This is a genomic window from uncultured Xanthomonas sp., from assembly GCF_964278005.1.
Taxonomy (GTDB): domain Bacteria; phylum Pseudomonadota; class Gammaproteobacteria; order Xanthomonadales; family Xanthomonadaceae; genus Xanthomonas_A; species Xanthomonas_A sontii.
The window spans coordinates 142,911-160,208 of record NZ_CAXYKF010000006.1 but is presented as its reverse complement, the minus strand read 5'-3'; the positions used below and the strand labels follow the sequence as shown (position 1 = coordinate 160,208).

Below are 17,298 nucleotides of genomic sequence, written 5' to 3'. Positions count from 1 at the left end.
GACTTGTAAGCAGCTGGATTCTTTGGCTATTACCTCGAAATCGGTCTACTGGTGACTGCTTTTTTGAATAGATACTTGAAGCAATGGATAGTCAGCCTGCCGAACCTAAGGCGAGCGCCCTGCAGGCGCTCGCCTGACTGCCCGATCCGGCAGAAGTGCAAGCGAAGAGGCTACGTCCAGTTGTCGTTGCCGAAGTCGCCGTCGTCCTGGAAGTCCTGGCCCATGTCCTGCTGCGGCGTGTCGTCGTAGTAGTTGTTGGTGATGTTCTCGACTACCGTCTCCTGCGGCGCGCCGCCGCCGAACAGGCCGCCGCCGTGGTGGCCGCCCAGCAGGCTTTCCACGCCCTCGAACAGGAACATGCCGCCGGCCACGCCGGCCGCCGTGGTGGCCGCGGTGCTGAGGAAGCTGGGGCCACGCGCGGCGGCCGGTGCCGGCGTCGGCTCCGCTGCCGCAGCGCCACCACCGAACCAGCGCTCGCGCCAGCCGGGCGCACCCGCGCCCGCGACGCCTGTGGTGGCGGGCGCCGGGGGCAACGGCGGCGGCGCCGCATTGAAGCCCTGGCCCAGGAAGCTGGCCGGCGGTGGCGGGGGCGTGGCCGCCTGCTGCAACTGCGCGATCTGCGCCTTGGCCGCCTCCAGTGCGTGCTCCAGCAGCAAGGTGCGCTGCACCAGCAGATACGCGGCATCGGGTTGATCGGCCAGGCGTGCGTGGATCAGCGCGTCGGCCTGCGGATCTTTGGCCACCCCGCCAGCGCTGCGCAGGCGCGCCAGGAAGTCTTCGAGAAGCTGCTGTTCTTGCGGAGTCATACCCGTACCTGGATGCGATGACCGGCCCAGTGCCGGCACGGCACGGTATGGGCATGGCGCGGCGCAGGCCAAGGGTGCGTCCGAGCTCCGGTGTATCGGCATTCATCAATCGCGCGCGCCAGGACAACCAGACCGGCAGCCGCACTGGCGAACTCCGACATTCTTCCGACAACGCGCGTCAGGTATGCCCCCACTCCAAGCGCAGACGCCTTGATTATTCCTCGTCGATGTCCGCACTGGAGGAGGACGTCGCATGCGGCAGCCGCGCCGCCCACATGTTGTCGACCAGGTTCGGATACGGGCGGCCGTTCTCTTCTGCGCGCTGCTTCGCCGCTTCCTTCTGCGCCGGCGACAACGGCTGGCTGCGCTGACCGCGCGGATTCGGTTTCTTCCATGGAGGCGTCTTGGACGAGGGCATGGGCGTCAGGGTGAGCGGGGAGGAGCCATCGTGATCCGGCTGTGCGTGCGCGGAGGGTGAAGGTGCCAGCGGTCGGCTGTGCCGACACTTAGCCGTTCAACATCTTGCCGGCGGAGGTGCGGTACTCCCACCTTCGTCTTTACATCAAACTCGCCAGACACCGGCTTGCTTGGCGATCCTCGCACTCCACGACGCGTAAGATTGCACCGCGCCAACTCGAACCCACGCTACATCACCTCCACCGTTGCCAGCCAACTGAGCGGAAGCCACTATCGGCGTCGCCGAGCGATGGTTGGAATTGTTTAGCCACCGGAATGTATATGAGCAAGCAACACACAGACATCAGCAAGTTCCTCAGCTTTGTGCTTCGCCACGAGCCACAGGCCGCTGGCATTACCCTCGACAGCGAAGGCTGGGCGGAGGTCGATGCATTGATCGCAGGTGGTGCGCAAAGCGGCAGGACGCTCGATGCAGATCTCATTCGCGCCGTGGTGGACAGCAGCGACAAAAAACGCTTCGCACTCTCGGAAGATGGCCGGCGCATCCGTGCTGTCCAGGGCCATTCGACTGAGAGCGTCGCCATTCAGTACGAAGCCAAGATGCCGCCAGAGTTCCTCTACCACGGCACCGCCACACGGTTTCTGGACGCGATCCTGGCCGAGGGCTTGCGTGCGGGCCAACGGCATCACGTGCACCTGTCGCAGGACATCGCCACCGCGACCACGGTCGGGCAACGTCATGGCAAGCCGGTTGTCCTGAAAGTCGAAGCCCTGCGAATGCACCAGCAGGGCTTTGCCTTCTTTCAGGCGGACAATGGCGTCTGGCTCACCCAGGCAGTTCCGAGCAGCTTTCTTTCGGAAATCTAGTTCCTGTGGCTATCTCGCTTGGGCACCCATACCGCGTGTGCGACTGGGCAGCGACATCCAGGGACTCATAATCCTTTGCTCCGATTTGGCGGGCGTTACGAGACGATCCCTGCATTACTCCGAATCCACCCCCGCCAGCGCGAACACCCACCGCGGCACCACCGGTTCGCCGGCATAGAAGTCCTTCGGCTTGTCCTCAGCCATCGCCCAACGGTGCAGCCAACTAATCCCGCCGGGGCCAGTGTAGCCCTCGGCATGGGTGTAGGCAGGGTCGCGCAACGCTTCATCCAGGGAAATGAAGGCGTAGCCGCGACGGCGCGTGGCCGCGATCAGATCCTGGAAGGCGGCGGCGTTGAGCGCGTTGGCGTGCATCAACCACACCTGCGGGATACGACGGCCGAACAGCGCCTGCGATTCGCGCTCGAAGAAATCCAGCTTGTTGAGCATGTACGGCACGTAGCCCTTGCGCAGGCGCAGCAGCATGGCGTCGCGCGCCGGGCCTGGCGGCTCGTCCAGCACATGCGCGTAGGCGAACGCCCAGACCCACTCGCCGCTGTCCACGGTGACCGGCGCGATGCGGTAGCCGTGTGCGGCCAGGAAGGCATTGACGGCCTCACGGTCGGCGACGCTGCGGCCGGTCGCCAAATAGGGATGGCGAAACCACTGCAGCGGCTGGCCACGCTCGGCGAGCAACGGCCGCAAGGTGCGCTCGCCGCGCACGATCGCGTCCTCGTACGCCGGCACGCCCACCCGGTGCAGGTTCACATGGCCGTAAGTGTGGTTGCCAAGCGCATAGCCGGCATCCAGCCAGTCGCGCAGCATCGCCACGCGTTGCGGCTGCACCTGTCCGTCCTGCTCCAGCTTGTCTTCGTTGACGAAGCCAACGATGGGTACCTGCGCCTGCCGCAGCGAGGCCATCAACTGCGCATGCAGTGCCGGCAATTGCGCCGGCGGCGTCTGCTCGATGCGCTGCCACGGCAGGTCGTCGATGGTCACCGCGATGCGGCGCGTATCGTCCTGGGCCTGGGCGAATGCGGTGATGCACAGCAGGGCTGGCAGCAGCAGGCAGCGAAGTACTCTCATCGGACGTCCCCGGTATGGAGCTGCCAGTCTATACGCCCACCTACTGACGACACCAAGGAGCATCTTTCATCTAGTCGCGCGCCCTGCCTGGCCGACTCACCTGCAAGAGCCAGGCACCGAAGATTCAACTCCCTGCGTGCGCGTTGCCACGATCCTGCGAGCAGGATAAAGGAGAGCGACGCTCCAGGTTCCGAGCCAATACCCTCACCAGTTGCTCGCGCGCCAAGCGCTTTCGTGCAGGCGACAGGGCCGGCAGGATCTCCACAAGCGCATCGCTAAGCGGCATCGACCAGGTCGCCTCTGGGCCATCCATCGCCTCATCTCTTCGGATCCCAGGCACACCGTGGATCCACGCCAGCATGAACGGCTTCTGCGACTGCGAATGGAACACCAGCGGCGCACCACGTTCGGGCACGATGCGGATCGTCATGGACGGGCTATCGTCGGTCCATGGAATAGTTTCGCCATAGAGCCGCTCGAGCGCGTCTCTCACGCCATCTCCATTCACTTGCGCGGCACGCAGTTGGCGCTGTTGTAGGGGTGGACAATCCCGATCGACAAACAGCGCATTGCGGATTCTGGCGATGGTCGCTGGCTCCATCGCCCGCTGCTGCAACGCGCCCAGCCCGGTCGCGCGATCGATGCGAGGCGCGCGTGCCGCCGCGAACAGCGCCATCACCTTGTCCGTAGCGACCACCTGCTCGGCGTGCCTCGCCCCATCCTGATCCGTCCAGCGCATGACAAACCCCATGCCGTTGCGCGCCGGAACCAATTGGAAACGTTCATCGACGTACCCCCACCCCATGTATGTGTATTGGATCGAGACCGAGGCGATCCTGATCGGGGCTTGCCGCCCGGTCGGCGCCGCAGCACGTCCTGCAGCAAGCAGCCAGAGCGATGCCACGGCAACGACGATGACCAACGCGATACGCATGCGACTCCCCCCAAGTGCAGGCAACCTAATCTACCTTTCATGCAGAGGGAAGCCGCCAGCGCCGGAATCTCCTTTTCGCACGTCCAATCGACACGGACCGCGGGCGCCGCGGAACGGGTGCGCGCGCGATGCAGAACACGCGAGGCGCCGGCACTCGCGCCGCCATGGCACCATGCAGATGCGCCGACTCGCGCGCGGACCCGAACAAACGGAAATGACGGAATGAGGAAAGCGCTTTGGCTGGTCTGGACGTGCCTGCTGCTCGCCGGGTGCACGAACACGGCGCAGGCGCCCGCGGCAGCGTCTGCAACGAAGGAGGCCACCACGCAACCGGCACCACCTCCCGCACGCACGGTAGCGACGCAGCTCGGTGGTCAGCGCGGCAGCGGTGCGCCGTACGAACTGGCCGGGACCGAAGTGTGGGATGTCCCCGATCGCTTGTCCGGCCGCACCTACCAGGTGTTCGTGGCGTTGCCTGCCGGCTATGTGGATCACCCCGAGCGGCGCTACCCGGTGCTGTACGCCACCGATGCCGACTACGCGTTTCCGGTGGCGCGGCAGATTGCGCGGCGCTTGAACGGCGAAGGTCCGGCTATCGAGGACTTCATCCTGGTCGGCTTGTCGTATGCACTCGGCGATGAACCGATGCCAAGCCGTCGCCGCGACTATACGCCCACCACCGAGGCCGGCGATGTTGCGGCCGCCGGCGCCACTCACGGGGGTTCCAGCACCTACATTGCGTACTTGCGCGGTCAAGTGCTCCCTTTCGTTGCGCAGCACTATCGCACCGATGAAGCGCGGCGCCTGTTCCTTGGCCATTCCTACGGCGGCCTGCTCGGTACGCAGATCCTGCTGAGCACACCCGAGCTGTTTTCCGGCTACATCCTGGGCAGTCCATCGTACTGGTTCGGCGCGCATGCCATGCGCGCCGAGGAAACGCGCTTCGCCTCCAGTCACCGCGATCTGCCGGCACAGGTCTACATGTATGTCGGCGAGTACGAACAGCGCCGCTACGGCAAGCGCTACGACATGGTGACCGACGCGCAGCAGATGGTGCAGACCTTGCGCGGACGGCACTATCCGTCGCTGAGTCTACAGTTGGCCGTGCTGGACGACGAGGATCACCTGAGCGTTGCGCCGCGCGGGCTCACCCATGGCTTGAAGTTTCTGCTGGGTGTTCCGCGGCAGTGAGGCGCGGCGCGCACGCCGCCGGTCGGGCGGATGCTACATCTCCACGGATGGCGTTGTCGCGGCTGAAGCCGTTCCCACAGGTGCCGGCCGGCCGCCGTTAAAGGTCTTCTAAAGCAACGCCATTTACTGGCACGTGTTCGCAGAGGTTTACTGAAGGCACCGCATAACGGCCGCTCAATACTTCAGCGCATCCGCCGTCGGCGCCAATGGTGCGAAGCGTGCGCCGCTGAAATCGTGCAGCAACCGGAATACCTGGGCACCCCGCTGCGCCACCTCGCCGAAGTCGCTCTTGCGCAAGCGATACAGCCTGCCCTCGCGCGCGAACACCAGGTCGCCGCCATCCCAGTCGGCCCAGTCGCTGCCCGGCAGGTCGACCAGCACGGTGCCGTCGCGGTCCAGCACCCGGTGATCCAGGCCATACCAGGCATGGTTTTCCTGGCCGACCGCATGCAGCAGCGACTGCAGGCGGCGGCCATTGGCGCCGAGCTTCTCGCGCACGCGCGGGCGGCTGAAGCGGAACAATGCGCCGCTGCGCAGCCCGCCACGCTCGCCCTCACCGTCATCGCACAGGCGCCAGCCATCGCGTTCGCGCAACACGCCGTCGATCGGCTCGTCCTCGCCGCCGCCCGAATGCGTGCCGAACGGCCGCACCTGCAGATGGTGCGGCAACTGGAAGCCGGTCGGCATCGGAAAGGGATCCCGCCCTTCGCGTGGCCGGTGGTTCAACAACAAGGTCCGCTCGTCCTCGAACATCCCGCCGCCACCCCAGCAGTCGCCCTTCGGCCACAGCGCCAGCGCAGTGAAGAACGGCGGCCGCGACAGCGCGGTCCAGGTGCCGAAGTCGCCGCGCTGCTTGGAGGCGAAGTACACCAGCAGCCGCCCCGACGGCGACAAATCGCAGCGTCGCTCGTAGATGCGGCCCTTGAACCACTGGCCGTGCACGAAGCTGTCGTCACGCAGATCCCAGTGGATCAGCTGCACCTGCTTGCTCGGCCCGCGGCGGAAGATCACCCCGGTGCGCGCCTCGCGGGCCAGCAGGGCGAACAGCCGGGTCGCCGGCGGGCGCGACCCGGTAACGCTCTCGGCGCACTCCATCTCTCGATCTCCCAAACCGCTGCCCGCGTCACTCTGGCACAGCAGGCTACAACACTGCCAGCGCAGGTCGTCTACGTGGCCGATGCCGCAGGGATGCCCGGGCGCTCTGCATGCTCTGGGATTCAGGTGAGGGAATTCGTGTCGTCGCTCGTCTTCAATGGAACAACTCCGGTCGCGCCCTACGACCTGGCTCAGTCCCGCCCTTCCTCTTGGAACCAACGCACATGCAGGACAACGACTCCACCGTGATCCACAGGTTACACACCCTCGCTGGGCAAGGACGGGACACGATCGAGGTCTACGAAGGCGGCAGCACGATCCCGGTGATCGTCCTGCTGTGGGTGATGTCCTTCTTCATGACGGTGCCGGCCTTGATGATGCTGGCATTCGCCTTCAGGCAGACATGGTGGATGGGCGGCGCCGGACTGGCCATCGGCATCGGCTTGTTTCTGCTGGGGCGCATGTTCTGGAAGCGTCGCACCACCCCGTTCCTCTGCCTCAGCGAGGCCGGCTTTCAGTATCCGGATCTCACCCGTCCGATCGCGTGGACAAGCGTCCAGGGCTATCGCGTGGGCGCCGGCCAACTTGCCGGCGAGAACCTGATCCTGTTCGTGGACCTGCGCGACGGCTGCGAGGTGCCGCTCAAGGATTCGGGCCTGACCAGCGCAGCGCACAGCGTGCGACGTGTTTGGTACAACCCGAAGGAACACTGGATCGTGTTCAAGACCCTCGGGGTGCGCGGCATGTCCTGCGCACACCTGATCGAGCTGTTCGAGACCTATCTGGAGGCTGGACGTGCCCGTGCGCAACTGGCGCCCCTGGAGCGCCCTGGCACGCACTGAAGTCGGTCGGCCGCCAGGCGCTTCGGGGCAGCCCGCAAAAATGTCAGGCCGGTAGACGGCCAAGGCCCCACACCCAACACCCCACAACGGCGCTGGATGCGATGACACGTGGAAGGCGTTGCCCCGGCCCTACTTGGCGATCACCGACGTTCCCGACGGCACCATGTAGCAGGCCTGCGCCTTGGCACAGGCATCGGCATTGATCTCGGCGATCTGGCTGGCCAGGTACTGCTCCGGGGTCAGGCCCATGCGGTTGCGGTAGGCGTTGTCCGCATCTGCCTTGGCCACCTGCTCCTGCTCGCGCTGGCGCTCGGCGGTGGTGGCTTCCACCAGGGTCTTGACCCGCTGCTGCTGCGCGGCGGTGAGGTTCATCTGCTGCAGCACGTCGGGATTGGGGCGGGCGCGGCCGAGGGTGATGTTCTGGATCTGGATCGGCAGGCCCTGCTCCTTGACCAGGGCGCGCACGTTCTCGGTCACCGCCTCGTCGATCTTCCGTGCACTGTCCGGGTCGCTCATCATCCGCGTCATGTCGTAGCGCTTGACCTGGTCGCGCACGATCGCCGCGTACTGGCTGGCGACGTTGTTCTTGAACCAGTCCTGGCCGAAGCCGGACAGCAGCCGCGCTGGCGCGGTGATCCGGTACTGGATCTGCGTGGAGAAGTCCAACAGGATGTTGTCGCTGGACGAGAAGTCGTCGAAGGCCACCTGCACCGTCTGCGGCGTGGTGTCCACGTACACTGCCGACGTCGTCATCCACGTGTAGGTGCGGCCGGGATCGCGCACGTCGTCCAGGCGGATGCCGCCCTTGCCGAACAGCAGCGGCTTGTCCACCAACACCGCCTGCTGCCCCGGATCGGGCGAGACCACGGTACAGCCGCACAGCAAGGCCGCCACGGCGGCGGCCAGCATGAAATGTTTCATCGATGTCCCCCTGAAGGACGGCGCCGCGCGCCGTCGTGTGCGGGGGATGCTAGCGCATCACGGCGGACGAGGCATCTACTCGGGCATAGGCAGATAGGCCGCCCATGGACCTACATAAGATTCGAATAGTCGCCAATCTGGTTGCAAACCTCTCTCGGCGGATCATCCAACTTCAGTATGCGGCGCTTGCGGGCATCCGTCTTTGCCCTGGGAGACACGATGCGGTACACCAGGTAAAGACCATCCGTCGTTCTCCATAGGCCGAAGCTGGAGAGGTCCGAGAACTGGTAAGTGCCGCCGTCAGACCGGCGAGCAGTGAAGACGCACTCTGCGTAGCTCCCCCATCCGCAGCTAGCGTCCAGCGTCTGCAGTCCGGCGCTTCCGTGTAGATCGAAATGATAGGTACGGCCTGCATCACTTTCCACGACCATCGGGGTCATCTGCTTTGCACCCACCAACGCTCCATCAGTCCAATCGCTGGCTTGGCTGCAAAGTAGATCACCCCGATCTACTTCGACGGCGCGGGCAGCAGAAACATTAATGCCCCCACACAGGAAGGCCGCGATCAGCCACCATCGCACTTCCGTCATTCTTCCCGCCTTAGTCGATCTGTCATCTGTGAAATTGCCCTTCCAACTAGCCAAAGCCTAACCTGCCATGGGCCATCGTCAGGCGCGCTCCTATTTCGCCTTCCTCGTGAAGGCGATCAACAGTTCCGATCCGGCCTCCTCCAAGGCACCGACGTTACCCTCGAAGCGGACGGACACCCGGTATTGGCCGGGCGGCGTATCCCGTATAAAAGCCATGTCCAATTCGCGGTAGGTGACATTCGGAGCAATCAACCCCGCGGCTTCCATCGTTGTGACGTCCGCATCTGTCGCGAAGATACGTGGCACATGCCCATCGCGGCCCAAGGCCACGACTCGATACTCGGTACGCCCTATTTCTTCGCTCCGCTGCAATACCACCGGTTGCTCGCCTGCCTCTGTCAATCGATAGAGGTGCAACTGAGCGGTCACGCCAGCATCGCGTAGGCGATCGACCTTGGCCGCTGCAGCCTCCCCATCTGCAGCAGCGACCCGCAATCCGATGAAGATCGGCGGCTCGGGATCATCCTCCTGGGGAGGAACAGAGAAATCGAGCGTGATGGCATCAGACAGGAGTTGCGGACTGAGCTTCCTGACCAGCGGCACGGTCGTCCTCGCTGCAGGCGCCTCCTTGCGATGGAGCACCTGGGTGGATGCCACTGATTGAGCCGATTCGGGCTGGCATGCTGTCAGTTGCAACGTCGCGGCGACGAAGACCATGCAAAGCGCTTGCTTCGATTTCGCCATGAAATTCATCTCGATGCTTACTTCATGGAAGCGCGGAGCTGCACTCTCACGCTAGCACAGGGACGTTGCTTGCTTCGGGCGCAAGGAATTTTCAGGGCTGGTCGAGCCCATCGTCTTGATCCATGCATTCTTGATCGAAAGGCACATCCTTCCCTGCGACACTCGGGTGAAGCGCAACGTCGCGCCGATAACCGGAACCGTACTTCTGATAGCGAACAAGCAGTCCATTTTGTAGCCGGAACCGATCTTCTGGTCCTGAGAACGCGGGACATGCGGCGTAGCTTTTTCCTCCATCTTCACTGCAATAGCGGATATGCAACGTGCCCCCGCGTACTTCCCCCTGCAACTGCCCATCATGGCCGTGCGCGTTGGTTCCCTCGCTCCAATCTCCGGTGACGCGATCGTCATGCTGCTGCAGATGCAGGCCCAGGTAATGGCCCAAGTCGCATCTCTTGGCATAACCCCACTCGCCGGAGAATGTGGTGGACTTGCTTGCGTAAGCGGAACCCGCACACGAGGTCATCAACCCCATCGCCACAACTCGCGCGACCAGCGACAAGCGCCGCCCGCGTCGGTGCTGCTTCATCATCGGTCACCCCTTGTACATGGCCTGCGGCTCGTAGGCAGGGAAGATAGCAATCGGTCTCCCGGCGTTCCACCGACCTCCCGCCAGATATCCAGCCGCAGGCCAGCGCGCGCATCTGCGCACCGACTTGACGCATGGCCGCATCGACCATTAAAGATCAGCAGGGAAAACAGGATCGGCGAAAAGATATGGCCAAAACACCTCCTCTGAAGATGACCTGGCTGGTCTGCGCTGCGATCGCCACGCTGTCCACCGCCGCCTGTTCGGCACAACCACCGGACGCTGCCCCGAAGCCGGGAGCGCGCAAGGAACAGCCCGCCTTGGCGGCGCCGCATGTTGTGTCCGACAGCACTCCTCCGCCGGGCGAGTACATCACCGACAAGGGATGGGGTCGCCTGCTGATCAAGCAGCAAAACGGCACATTGACCTTCTCCCTGGAAAGCACCACGGGGGAAGACGTGTGCGAGCTGAATGGCGCGATAGAGGGACACACCGGCGTCGCCAAGGGGAACAAGGGCCAACCCACCTGCCAGGTGAAGTTCGCCAGTACGCCGCAGGGCATTGACGTAGCGGCTGCCACGCCCGCCGAATGCAAGACGTTCTGCGGCTACAACGGGGATTTCGAGGCGCCCTACCTGCGGGTCAAGGATGGCTGTGGCCGGGACGCGCTGGACCGCACACGGACGACTTTCAAGCGTCTCTATGATGCGAAAGACTACAGGGCGGCGCTCGCCACCTTGTCGCCAGCCGTGCCGAGTTGCCTGCCGACGCTGGAATGGGAAGACGAAGGCGCCATTCGTAACGATCTGGCCGTCACCCAGTACAAAAATGGCTTGTATGCGCAGTGCCTTTCCACACTCGACAAGTATGCGGAGGACGCCGCCAAGGACGACGACGCGGCCGTGGAAGGATGGACGCCAGTGCTGGCGGACCGCTACCTGGCCATCGTGCGCGCAGCGAGAACCAACATCGGCTTGTGCCGCAAAGGCGCAACGAAGAAGTAGTCCCCAACGCGAGGGAGTGTCAGGACAGAAGGGAATGAGGGCACCACGCCGCCGCCAGCGACCACATTGACGGATTCGGACGCGCCCTCTTTGGCAATCAAGTTGGCAGGTGGCACCTCGATCGAGGTGCAGGCAGGCACCAGCAAAAGCGCCATCGCCAGTGCAATAGCGCAGACGTGCCACCGCACCGCACGCGGCGCATCCCGTGTCAGGGCGACGTCGACGGCCACTGACCCAGCGCCGCCACCGCGCGTTCGAGTACGGGGTCCTTGCCGTCGCGTAGGTCGGTGCGGGTCGGTGCGGCCACGATGTCCGGCAGCACGCCGACGCCGACGAAGTCGGTGCCGTCGGGGTAGCTGTCGCGTTTGACGCAGATCCGCGCCGAACCGCCGCCGGGCAGGGCCAGCAGCAGCGGCTGGCCGGTGCTCCCACCGGTCGCCTGCCCCACCAATGGGCCGCGCCGCATCAGCCGGAACACCGCCGCCGTGTCCTCGCCGGCGGAGAACGTGCCTGCATCCACCAGCATCGCCACCGGGCCGGAATAGGCGTTCGGTTCGGGTGCCACCGGCTCTGTTTGCACCGGCCGCCACTCGATCAGCCTGGCCCCGCGTGCCTGCGCCAGCGACGAGCCGTTGTCGCGCTCGACAGAGCGCAGCGATGGCAGCGGCGCCGCGGCGACGTAGCGCAGGATCTGCAAGCCGAACCACGTGTTGCCGCCACCATTGCCGCGCAGGTCCAGGATCAGTCCGCGCGCGGCACGCACGCGCGGCAGTGCCTGCTTGAGCGCCTGCAGGCTGGCATCGTTCTCCAACTGCGGCACACGCAGCACCGCCACGCCATCGCGGCGAATGCGCAGCAGCGGCACCTCCGGCACCTTCATCCTGGTATAGCCACTGCGAGCGGCACGCACCTCGCTGCGGCGCCCGTCGGCGTGCTCCACCGACAGCCGCACCGGGGTGGCAGCATCGCCGGCCAGCAAGGCGTAGGTATACATACGCAATTGCAGGTCTTGCGGGGTGGAACTGCTGAGCTGCGGACGCACCGCCCGCTGCGCATACTGCACCACCGGCTCGCCGTCGATCGCGAGGATGCGGTCGCCGCGTGCCACCCCCTGGCGGCGCAGCGCGGCATCACTGACCGAGGTCACCACCACCTCCCCGTCCAGCCAGGCCGTCCGCAGCCCGGGACGGGCATACCAACGGTCCTCCAGCTCCTTGGGCGGCAGGATCCCGGTGTGTCCGTCGTGCAACTGCGCCAGGAAGCGCGCCAGCACGCGGTAGTAAGCGTCGGTATTCACCGCACGCTGGACCAGTGGCAGCGTCTCCAGGTACAGGCGATCCCAGTCCAGGTCGGGCACGTGGTCGAACCAGACGAAGCGCTCGCGCGCGGCCATCCACACCTGCGACAACCCGGCCACGCGCTGGGCTTCGGTCAGCTGCACGGCGTAAGGCACCGCGATCGAGGGCGCCGTGGCATCGCGCACCGCCAGCGCTTCGTGGCGCCGTACCTCGGCCAGGCGCGGATCGTCCAGCAACGCCGCCGTCGCCGGGTCCTTGTCCACCACGAAGTCGATCAGCCCCTCATGCCAGGACATCGCGTCCAAAGCGCGCCAGGCCGCCACCGCCGCGTCGCGGTCGCCGAGCCACACCTGCACCCGCACCAGATCGCCCAGCAGGTTCAGGCGGCGGAAGCGCAGCGTCTTGCTGCCCTCGGCGAGCGCTGCGACCGTCGGATCGTCCAGATACTGCAAGCCCTGCTGCAGGGCATCGCGTGCCTTCAGCAGGTCCTCACGCGTGCTCTTGGCGCCGTGCTCGCTGAGCTGACTGGCCCGGTCGCGGAAAGCGGTGGCCCGCGCATAGGCCTGATCGGCTGGCGTTTCCGCCGCCCCCACCGACGGCAACAGCAGCAACCACAACAGCGCACCCCATCCGCAGCTTCGCATCGCACCCTCGCGCTCAAGCGTTTGAATTGCAGGCCGCAGTATCGGGCATCTGGCGCGCGCGAGCATCTGGACGACGCTGGGCAGCTGCGGCGACCAAGGGACAAGAGCCTGTCATGAGCCGCGCTGCCCTTTGCCCGGTGCGTCGCCAGGGAGGGTTAACAGCGATCCACTACCGGCATCGCGACCCTGGCGGATCCAGCGCCAGACGATTGAGCGCCTGATTCCTAGACGCCAATGCTGGCGGACCGCTACCTGGCCATCGTGCGCGCAGCGAGAACCAACATCGGCCTGTGCCGCAAAGGCGCAGTGAAGTAGCAAGTGCGGCTCGCAGCCGTACCTTTACAGGACCGCGGCACTATTCGGGTGCTGATAGCGCAGGCAGGCTATCCCATCTGATGTGGTCGGGCCTGGATCTGGTCCCGCTGTTCCACACCTTGTGCCAGGTTCTGGCGTTGCGTCTCGTTCAACGACTGCAGCTGCGCCAGCGTCTCCTCAACCGGCTTGCGCAGCGCATCCTCGGTCCGCATGTGCGCACGCAGGTGTGCGGGGTCGTTCAGCGCTCCCTGGACAACGAACAGGTTCTCGCCTGCCCGCACATTGCGCGAGTCCTGGCTGAGTACCACGTGGTCGATACGGGAGAGGCCGCTTTCTTTTGCAAGGTATGCGGCACTTGCCGCCAACTTGGCGCTGTTGCCGTCGTAATCCCGCCCCAAGCCTTGCTCCAACTTCACCACCGCGGACTCCGCCTGCTGCAGCAATGGGTCGCGTGGTAACTCAGGCCCTGCACCGGCGAGCCTCCCGGACGCGCGCTGCTCGCCTTGCGTCCCATTCTCGGTGATGACCTTCTGCAGGATGGTCTGCTTCGGCATCGGATTGTGATGCTCTTTGTTGAGTTCGCTTCCCGGCTTTGGCGCGGGGATGCTTTGAACGTCGTCCTTGTTGCTCAGCGGCTTGAGGTCGCCTTCGAACTTTTCATCGATGGCGCCATGGCGATCTCGACGGTGCAGCCCGGCGTAGTTGAGCGCGCCCCAGGTGAAGTCGATGCAACTGTTCGTCGTACCGCTGTACTTCATATCGAAGCCGTGCTTTTGCGGTGCGTCGCCAAAGGCGCGCAGCCGGTCGTACTGCTCCCGGCTGATTTCCATGGTGCGGCTGTAGTAGGGATCCTTGTAATCCCGCAGATCCCTGTCGTACACCTTGCCCTGACCACTGGAGCTTCCGTGTTCGACAGGCGCAAAGCCGTAGCTATCAACCTGCTTTCCATCGGAAAGCGTGTAATACATGTGTCCCGCCGCAGACGTTCCGCCGGATAACGTCAACGGTGTGCCGGGGGCAGCCAGATAGACAGTGACCGTGTACCGCGGTGTAGGCTCGCTCATGGTGCTACGCCTCCCTATTGCGCCTTGGCGGTGAAGGCAACCAGCAGTTCCGGGTGTGTCTCTTCCAAGGCACGAACATTCCCCCCGAAGCGGACGGACACCCGGTAGCGACCAGGCGGTGTATCGCGAACAAAGGCCAGATCCATTTCACGATAAGCAGCACCTGGCGCGATCAATCCAGCGGCGCGCATCGTCGGTTCATCTGCATTCGCCTTGAGGAGACCTGGCACATGCCCGTCGCGGTCCAATGCCACCGTCTGGTACTCGGTGCGCCCAACCAGTTCGCTCCGCTGCAATACCACGGGCTCCTCGCCTGCCGCCGTCAACCGAGAGAGATGGACCTGCGCGGTGACGCCGGCGTCGCGTAAGCGGTCCACTTTGGACAGCGCAACCTCAGCATCCGGGGCCGTTACCCTCACCCCAATGAAGATAGGCGGTTCCGGATCATCTGCCTGGGCGGGAACATCGAAATCCAGCGTGATGGCATCAGCCAACACTTGCGAGCTCAGTGGCCTGACCAACGGCACGGTCGTTCTCATTGCAGATTCCTCCTTGGCATGCGGCGCACGGTCCGGCGCTGGGGGCTGAGCCGAATCAGCCTGGCATCCCGTCAATTGCAGCGTCGCGGCAATGAAGAGGATGCCGATCAGGTGCTTCGCTGTCACCATGACACGCTCGCTTCGATTCTCTTGTACTAGAGAGTAGTCCGGCCGGCTGGTCGGCGCGAGTATGCCGTCGCCCACGCGGATACTCGCTGCAGCCCTGTTCAGCCCAACAGCGTTGGGTCGGCCTTGTCTTACAAAGCGCCCGCGCCGCGCCAATGTAACCAGGATCAATGCAGCCGCCCGCCTCCCGCAGGCGGCGCCTCGGATTTCAGCGCATAGACAGCCCGCTCTTCTCGTACGCGGTTGGACGCCGGTTTGCGCAGCGGCTGGTGTGCGATCTGCAGCAGCAGTTCACGCACGTCGTTCGCTGCGGCGCAGAGCGTGCTGCCCACTTCCGGCAGCGCTTGGCCGGCACGCTCGGCCGCATCACCGGCCGCCACCATCCGGGCGTTGGCCGAGACGGTGTCAGCCAGCTGAGTGAGCCTGTCGATCTGCTGCTGCGTCATGCGGAACATGCCGCTGCCGGCGCCCGGCACTGTTTGGGTAGTGGTATCGGGCCAGGCGCCGCGCGTCGTGTCGGTCCTCTGGGCAGGATAGGACAGCGCGTCCAGCACCAGGTCCACCTGGTCGGCCAGCAGCTCCAGACAGAGCGCCAGCTCGCCCATGCGCACTTTGGGCTCGGCGGCGCGCTCCTCGTCCAGCGACCGTGGCTGCGCCAGCCGGACCAGGAACCTCACGTGATCGCGCAGCTTCGCCAGCCGGAATTGGCTGTCCTCCGGCAGGAAATAGCCGGGCATGTCTTCATCGTCCAAACGGTCGTACGCCATCGTTGCCTCCTCGTTCCATGAAGGGGTCCGCCCGTCACGCATGGCGGACGGGAAGTCGGGAGGTTCGAAACCGCTAACAGACGGCGGGCGTATTTCCCTTGCGGGTGTTGTATTAGCCGCCCTCCCGACGCAGGCATCGCGTCGGTTGCACCTGCAAAGCATACAGGCACAAAAAACCCACCGGTTTGTCGGAGGTGGGTACCGCTGTTAGAGGAGTTTCGACGCTCCTTAAGATCGATAATGCTACCGATGCCGAGCCAAGTCAACAGGGTATTCCCTGTAGTGGGGTCAAAATCTTTCTACGACGCGACAATATGGCTTTGGAAAGCTCGGGGTCAAGTCCACTTCCTAGATAACTTAACCTGACCCCGTTATTCGTTTACGGTCGAGGCCAAGACCCGCCGTTTTACCGCAATCAGGCCCGCGCATCGACCGCGCGAGCCAACGGCCTGCGGCTGATAAGTGAACCTGACCCTGATTTCGGCAGAAAGTGGGCTCTGACCCCTGTTTTTCTGTTTTGCCGTTTTTCGACGATCGACGCGCTACCAGACCTCACAACGAGTATGCATAAGGTTGCCGGATAACTGAATTGCACGAGTGTAGGCCTCGTGCGGATCCGGTGCAGATTTGAGCAAGGAGGGCTCAACGCCGTGCATCAAGCCGGCGATTCGATAGAGCTCAACATCAATCAAGTTGGCATAACCCTGATTGCAGTCGGAGCAGAGCGTCACCATGTTCCTGCTAGAAGTCTCTCCACCACTTGAAAATGCCCAGACATGCTGCAGCGTGAGCCGCTGGGAGGAACCGCATTGCAAGCAGACGTTCTTGTCGCGCTCAAGGATCTGGCTCTTGGCTTTTCCTCTGTAGGTTCTAGAGAGCGCTTTCGGAGATGCGATTTCGATATCCGTATACGAGCCCAGCGGCGAACGGATACATTTCCGGGATCGCAACCAATTTCCCATCTTGCGATGGGCGAAAGCCTCGTCGACAAGCGCCCACCCTTGGATATAGAGCCAATCGCGCAATGAACGGTCGGAATCCACGAAGCTAGCGCGCTGGCCAAGCTGCGCCAACGCCGAGAGAAATCGATCTGAATCTACCTCCGATGGTGAACGTCGCTCATATCGGCTGTGCCCGAAGTCGTCACACTGAGAGAACGCACTGAAGTAGGAATAACCACCGCACACCTGCCGCAGGTCGAACGCATAGGACATTGAGAATCACCAAAGTGGTCACTGATGGGCAGAAAAGCGAAAGCCTGGGTCAGGAAAGCCTGAGTCAGAGTGCAGCCCCCCCCCCTCCGCGAAGCCATCGAACGACAGATCTGACGGCGCGTGGCGTCGGCGACACGGACGGGAAGAACGGCGAAGGTCAAGGTGTCAAAGGCAAAAACTGTACTCTGACCCTGTCTTCGCAACGGCAGCACACACTAGGCAACGACCGATTCCGCGGAGCGATCGAACGC

General features: G+C 64.1%; 18 protein-coding genes. 4 read left to right on the top strand and 14 right to left on the bottom strand.

Annotated features, from left to right (window positions below; all coding sequences use genetic code 11):
• Positions 1-170 precede the first annotated feature (170 nt).
• Positions 171-806, bottom strand: coding sequence for a DUF2076 family protein (locus tag ACHWVH_RS03085; protein WP_152244105.1), 636 nt, complete (start codon positions 804-806; stop codon positions 171-173).
• Between the two features lie 214 nt (positions 807-1,020).
• The gene (locus ACHWVH_RS03080; RefSeq protein WP_267100728.1) at positions 1,021-1,224 is read right to left on the bottom strand and encodes a hypothetical protein; all 204 of its coding nucleotides are present in this window, start codon (positions 1,222-1,224) and stop codon (positions 1,021-1,023) included.
• Positions 1,225-1,544: 320 nt separating this feature from the next.
• Between ACHWVH_RS03080 and ACHWVH_RS03075 the strand changes: the two genes are divergently transcribed.
• Positions 1,545-2,090, top strand: a complete 546-nt coding sequence (locus tag ACHWVH_RS03075; RefSeq protein WP_394686657.1) for an RNA 2'-phosphotransferase — start codon at positions 1,545-1,547, stop codon at positions 2,088-2,090.
• Positions 2,091-2,204: 114 nt separating this feature from the next.
• On the opposite strand, the gene ACHWVH_RS03070 is transcribed toward ACHWVH_RS03075, so the two are convergent.
• Positions 2,205-3,173 (bottom strand): polysaccharide deacetylase family protein, encoded by a 969-nt coding sequence (locus tag ACHWVH_RS03070; protein WP_267123026.1) that lies wholly within the window; start codon positions 3,171-3,173, stop codon positions 2,205-2,207.
• Between the two features lie 124 nt (positions 3,174-3,297).
• Positions 3,298-4,107, bottom strand: a complete 810-nt coding sequence (locus ACHWVH_RS03065; protein ID WP_267121477.1) for a hypothetical protein — start codon at positions 4,105-4,107, stop codon at positions 3,298-3,300.
• A 222-nt stretch (positions 4,108-4,329) separates the two neighbouring features.
• Between ACHWVH_RS03065 and ACHWVH_RS03060 the strand changes: the two genes are divergently transcribed.
• The gene (locus tag ACHWVH_RS03060) at positions 4,330-5,298 is read left to right on the top strand and encodes an alpha/beta hydrolase (protein ID WP_394686656.1); all 969 of its coding nucleotides are present in this window, start codon (positions 4,330-4,332) and stop codon (positions 5,296-5,298) included.
• Positions 5,299-5,472: 174 nt separating this feature from the next.
• Here ACHWVH_RS03060 and ACHWVH_RS03055 read toward each other — a convergent pair whose 3' ends face one another.
• Positions 5,473-6,393: a hypothetical protein gene (locus tag ACHWVH_RS03055; RefSeq protein WP_394686655.1), complete on the bottom strand. Its 921-nt coding sequence runs from the start codon at positions 6,391-6,393 to the stop codon at positions 5,473-5,475.
• Positions 6,394-6,617: 224 nt separating this feature from the next.
• On the opposite strand from ACHWVH_RS03055, the gene ACHWVH_RS03050 reads away from it, so the two are divergent.
• Positions 6,618-7,235 (top strand): hypothetical protein, encoded by a 618-nt coding sequence (locus ACHWVH_RS03050; protein WP_295927388.1) that lies wholly within the window; start codon positions 6,618-6,620, stop codon positions 7,233-7,235.
• A gap of 129 nt (positions 7,236-7,364) precedes the next feature.
• On the opposite strand, the gene ACHWVH_RS03045 is transcribed toward ACHWVH_RS03050, so the two are convergent.
• From ACHWVH_RS03045 to ACHWVH_RS03030, 4 genes are all read right to left on the bottom strand, one after another.
• Complete coding sequence (locus ACHWVH_RS03045) at positions 7,365-8,144, bottom strand: SPFH domain-containing protein (protein ID WP_295927533.1); 780 nt, start codon at positions 8,142-8,144, stop codon at positions 7,365-7,367.
• A gap of 122 nt (positions 8,145-8,266) precedes the next feature.
• A complete protein-coding gene (locus ACHWVH_RS03040; protein ID WP_295927385.1) occupies positions 8,267-8,746 on the bottom strand; it encodes a hypothetical protein in 480 nt (159 codons plus the stop codon).
• 90 nt (positions 8,747-8,836) lie between these two features.
• Positions 8,837-9,499 carry a hypothetical protein gene (locus tag ACHWVH_RS03035; protein WP_394686654.1) on the bottom strand — a complete coding sequence of 221 codons (663 nt, stop codon included), beginning with the start codon at positions 9,497-9,499 and terminating at the stop codon, positions 8,837-8,839.
• An 82-nt stretch (positions 9,500-9,581) separates the two neighbouring features.
• The gene (locus ACHWVH_RS03030; protein ID WP_394686653.1) at positions 9,582-10,079 is read right to left on the bottom strand and encodes a hypothetical protein; all 498 of its coding nucleotides are present in this window, start codon (positions 10,077-10,079) and stop codon (positions 9,582-9,584) included.
• Between the two features lie 131 nt (positions 10,080-10,210).
• Between ACHWVH_RS03030 and ACHWVH_RS03025 the strand changes: the two genes are divergently transcribed.
• Positions 10,211-11,080: a hypothetical protein gene (locus ACHWVH_RS03025; protein WP_394686652.1), complete on the top strand. Its 870-nt coding sequence runs from the start codon at positions 10,211-10,213 to the stop codon at positions 11,078-11,080.
• Positions 11,081-11,288: 208 nt separating this feature from the next.
• Here the strand turns inward: ACHWVH_RS03025 and ACHWVH_RS03020 are convergent, their stop codons facing one another.
• From ACHWVH_RS03020 to ACHWVH_RS03000, 5 genes are all read right to left on the bottom strand, one after another.
• Positions 11,289-13,022: a S41 family peptidase gene (locus ACHWVH_RS03020; RefSeq protein ID WP_394686651.1), complete on the bottom strand. Its 1,734-nt coding sequence runs from the start codon at positions 13,020-13,022 to the stop codon at positions 11,289-11,291.
• Between the two features lie 383 nt (positions 13,023-13,405).
• Complete coding sequence (locus ACHWVH_RS03015) at positions 13,406-14,401, bottom strand: XVIPCD domain-containing protein (RefSeq protein ID WP_267114674.1); 996 nt, start codon at positions 14,399-14,401, stop codon at positions 13,406-13,408.
• A 14-nt stretch (positions 14,402-14,415) separates the two neighbouring features.
• Complete coding sequence (locus ACHWVH_RS03010) at positions 14,416-15,069, bottom strand: hypothetical protein (protein WP_394686650.1); 654 nt, start codon at positions 15,067-15,069, stop codon at positions 14,416-14,418.
• A 164-nt stretch (positions 15,070-15,233) separates the two neighbouring features.
• Complete coding sequence (locus ACHWVH_RS03005; protein WP_394686649.1) at positions 15,234-15,833, bottom strand: XAC0095 family protein; 600 nt, start codon at positions 15,831-15,833, stop codon at positions 15,234-15,236.
• Between the two features lie 542 nt (positions 15,834-16,375).
• Entirely contained in the window at positions 16,376-17,047 is a 672-nt protein-coding gene (locus ACHWVH_RS03000) for an HNH endonuclease (RefSeq protein ID WP_267097303.1), read from the bottom strand.
• Positions 17,048-17,298: the final 251 nt, after the last annotated feature.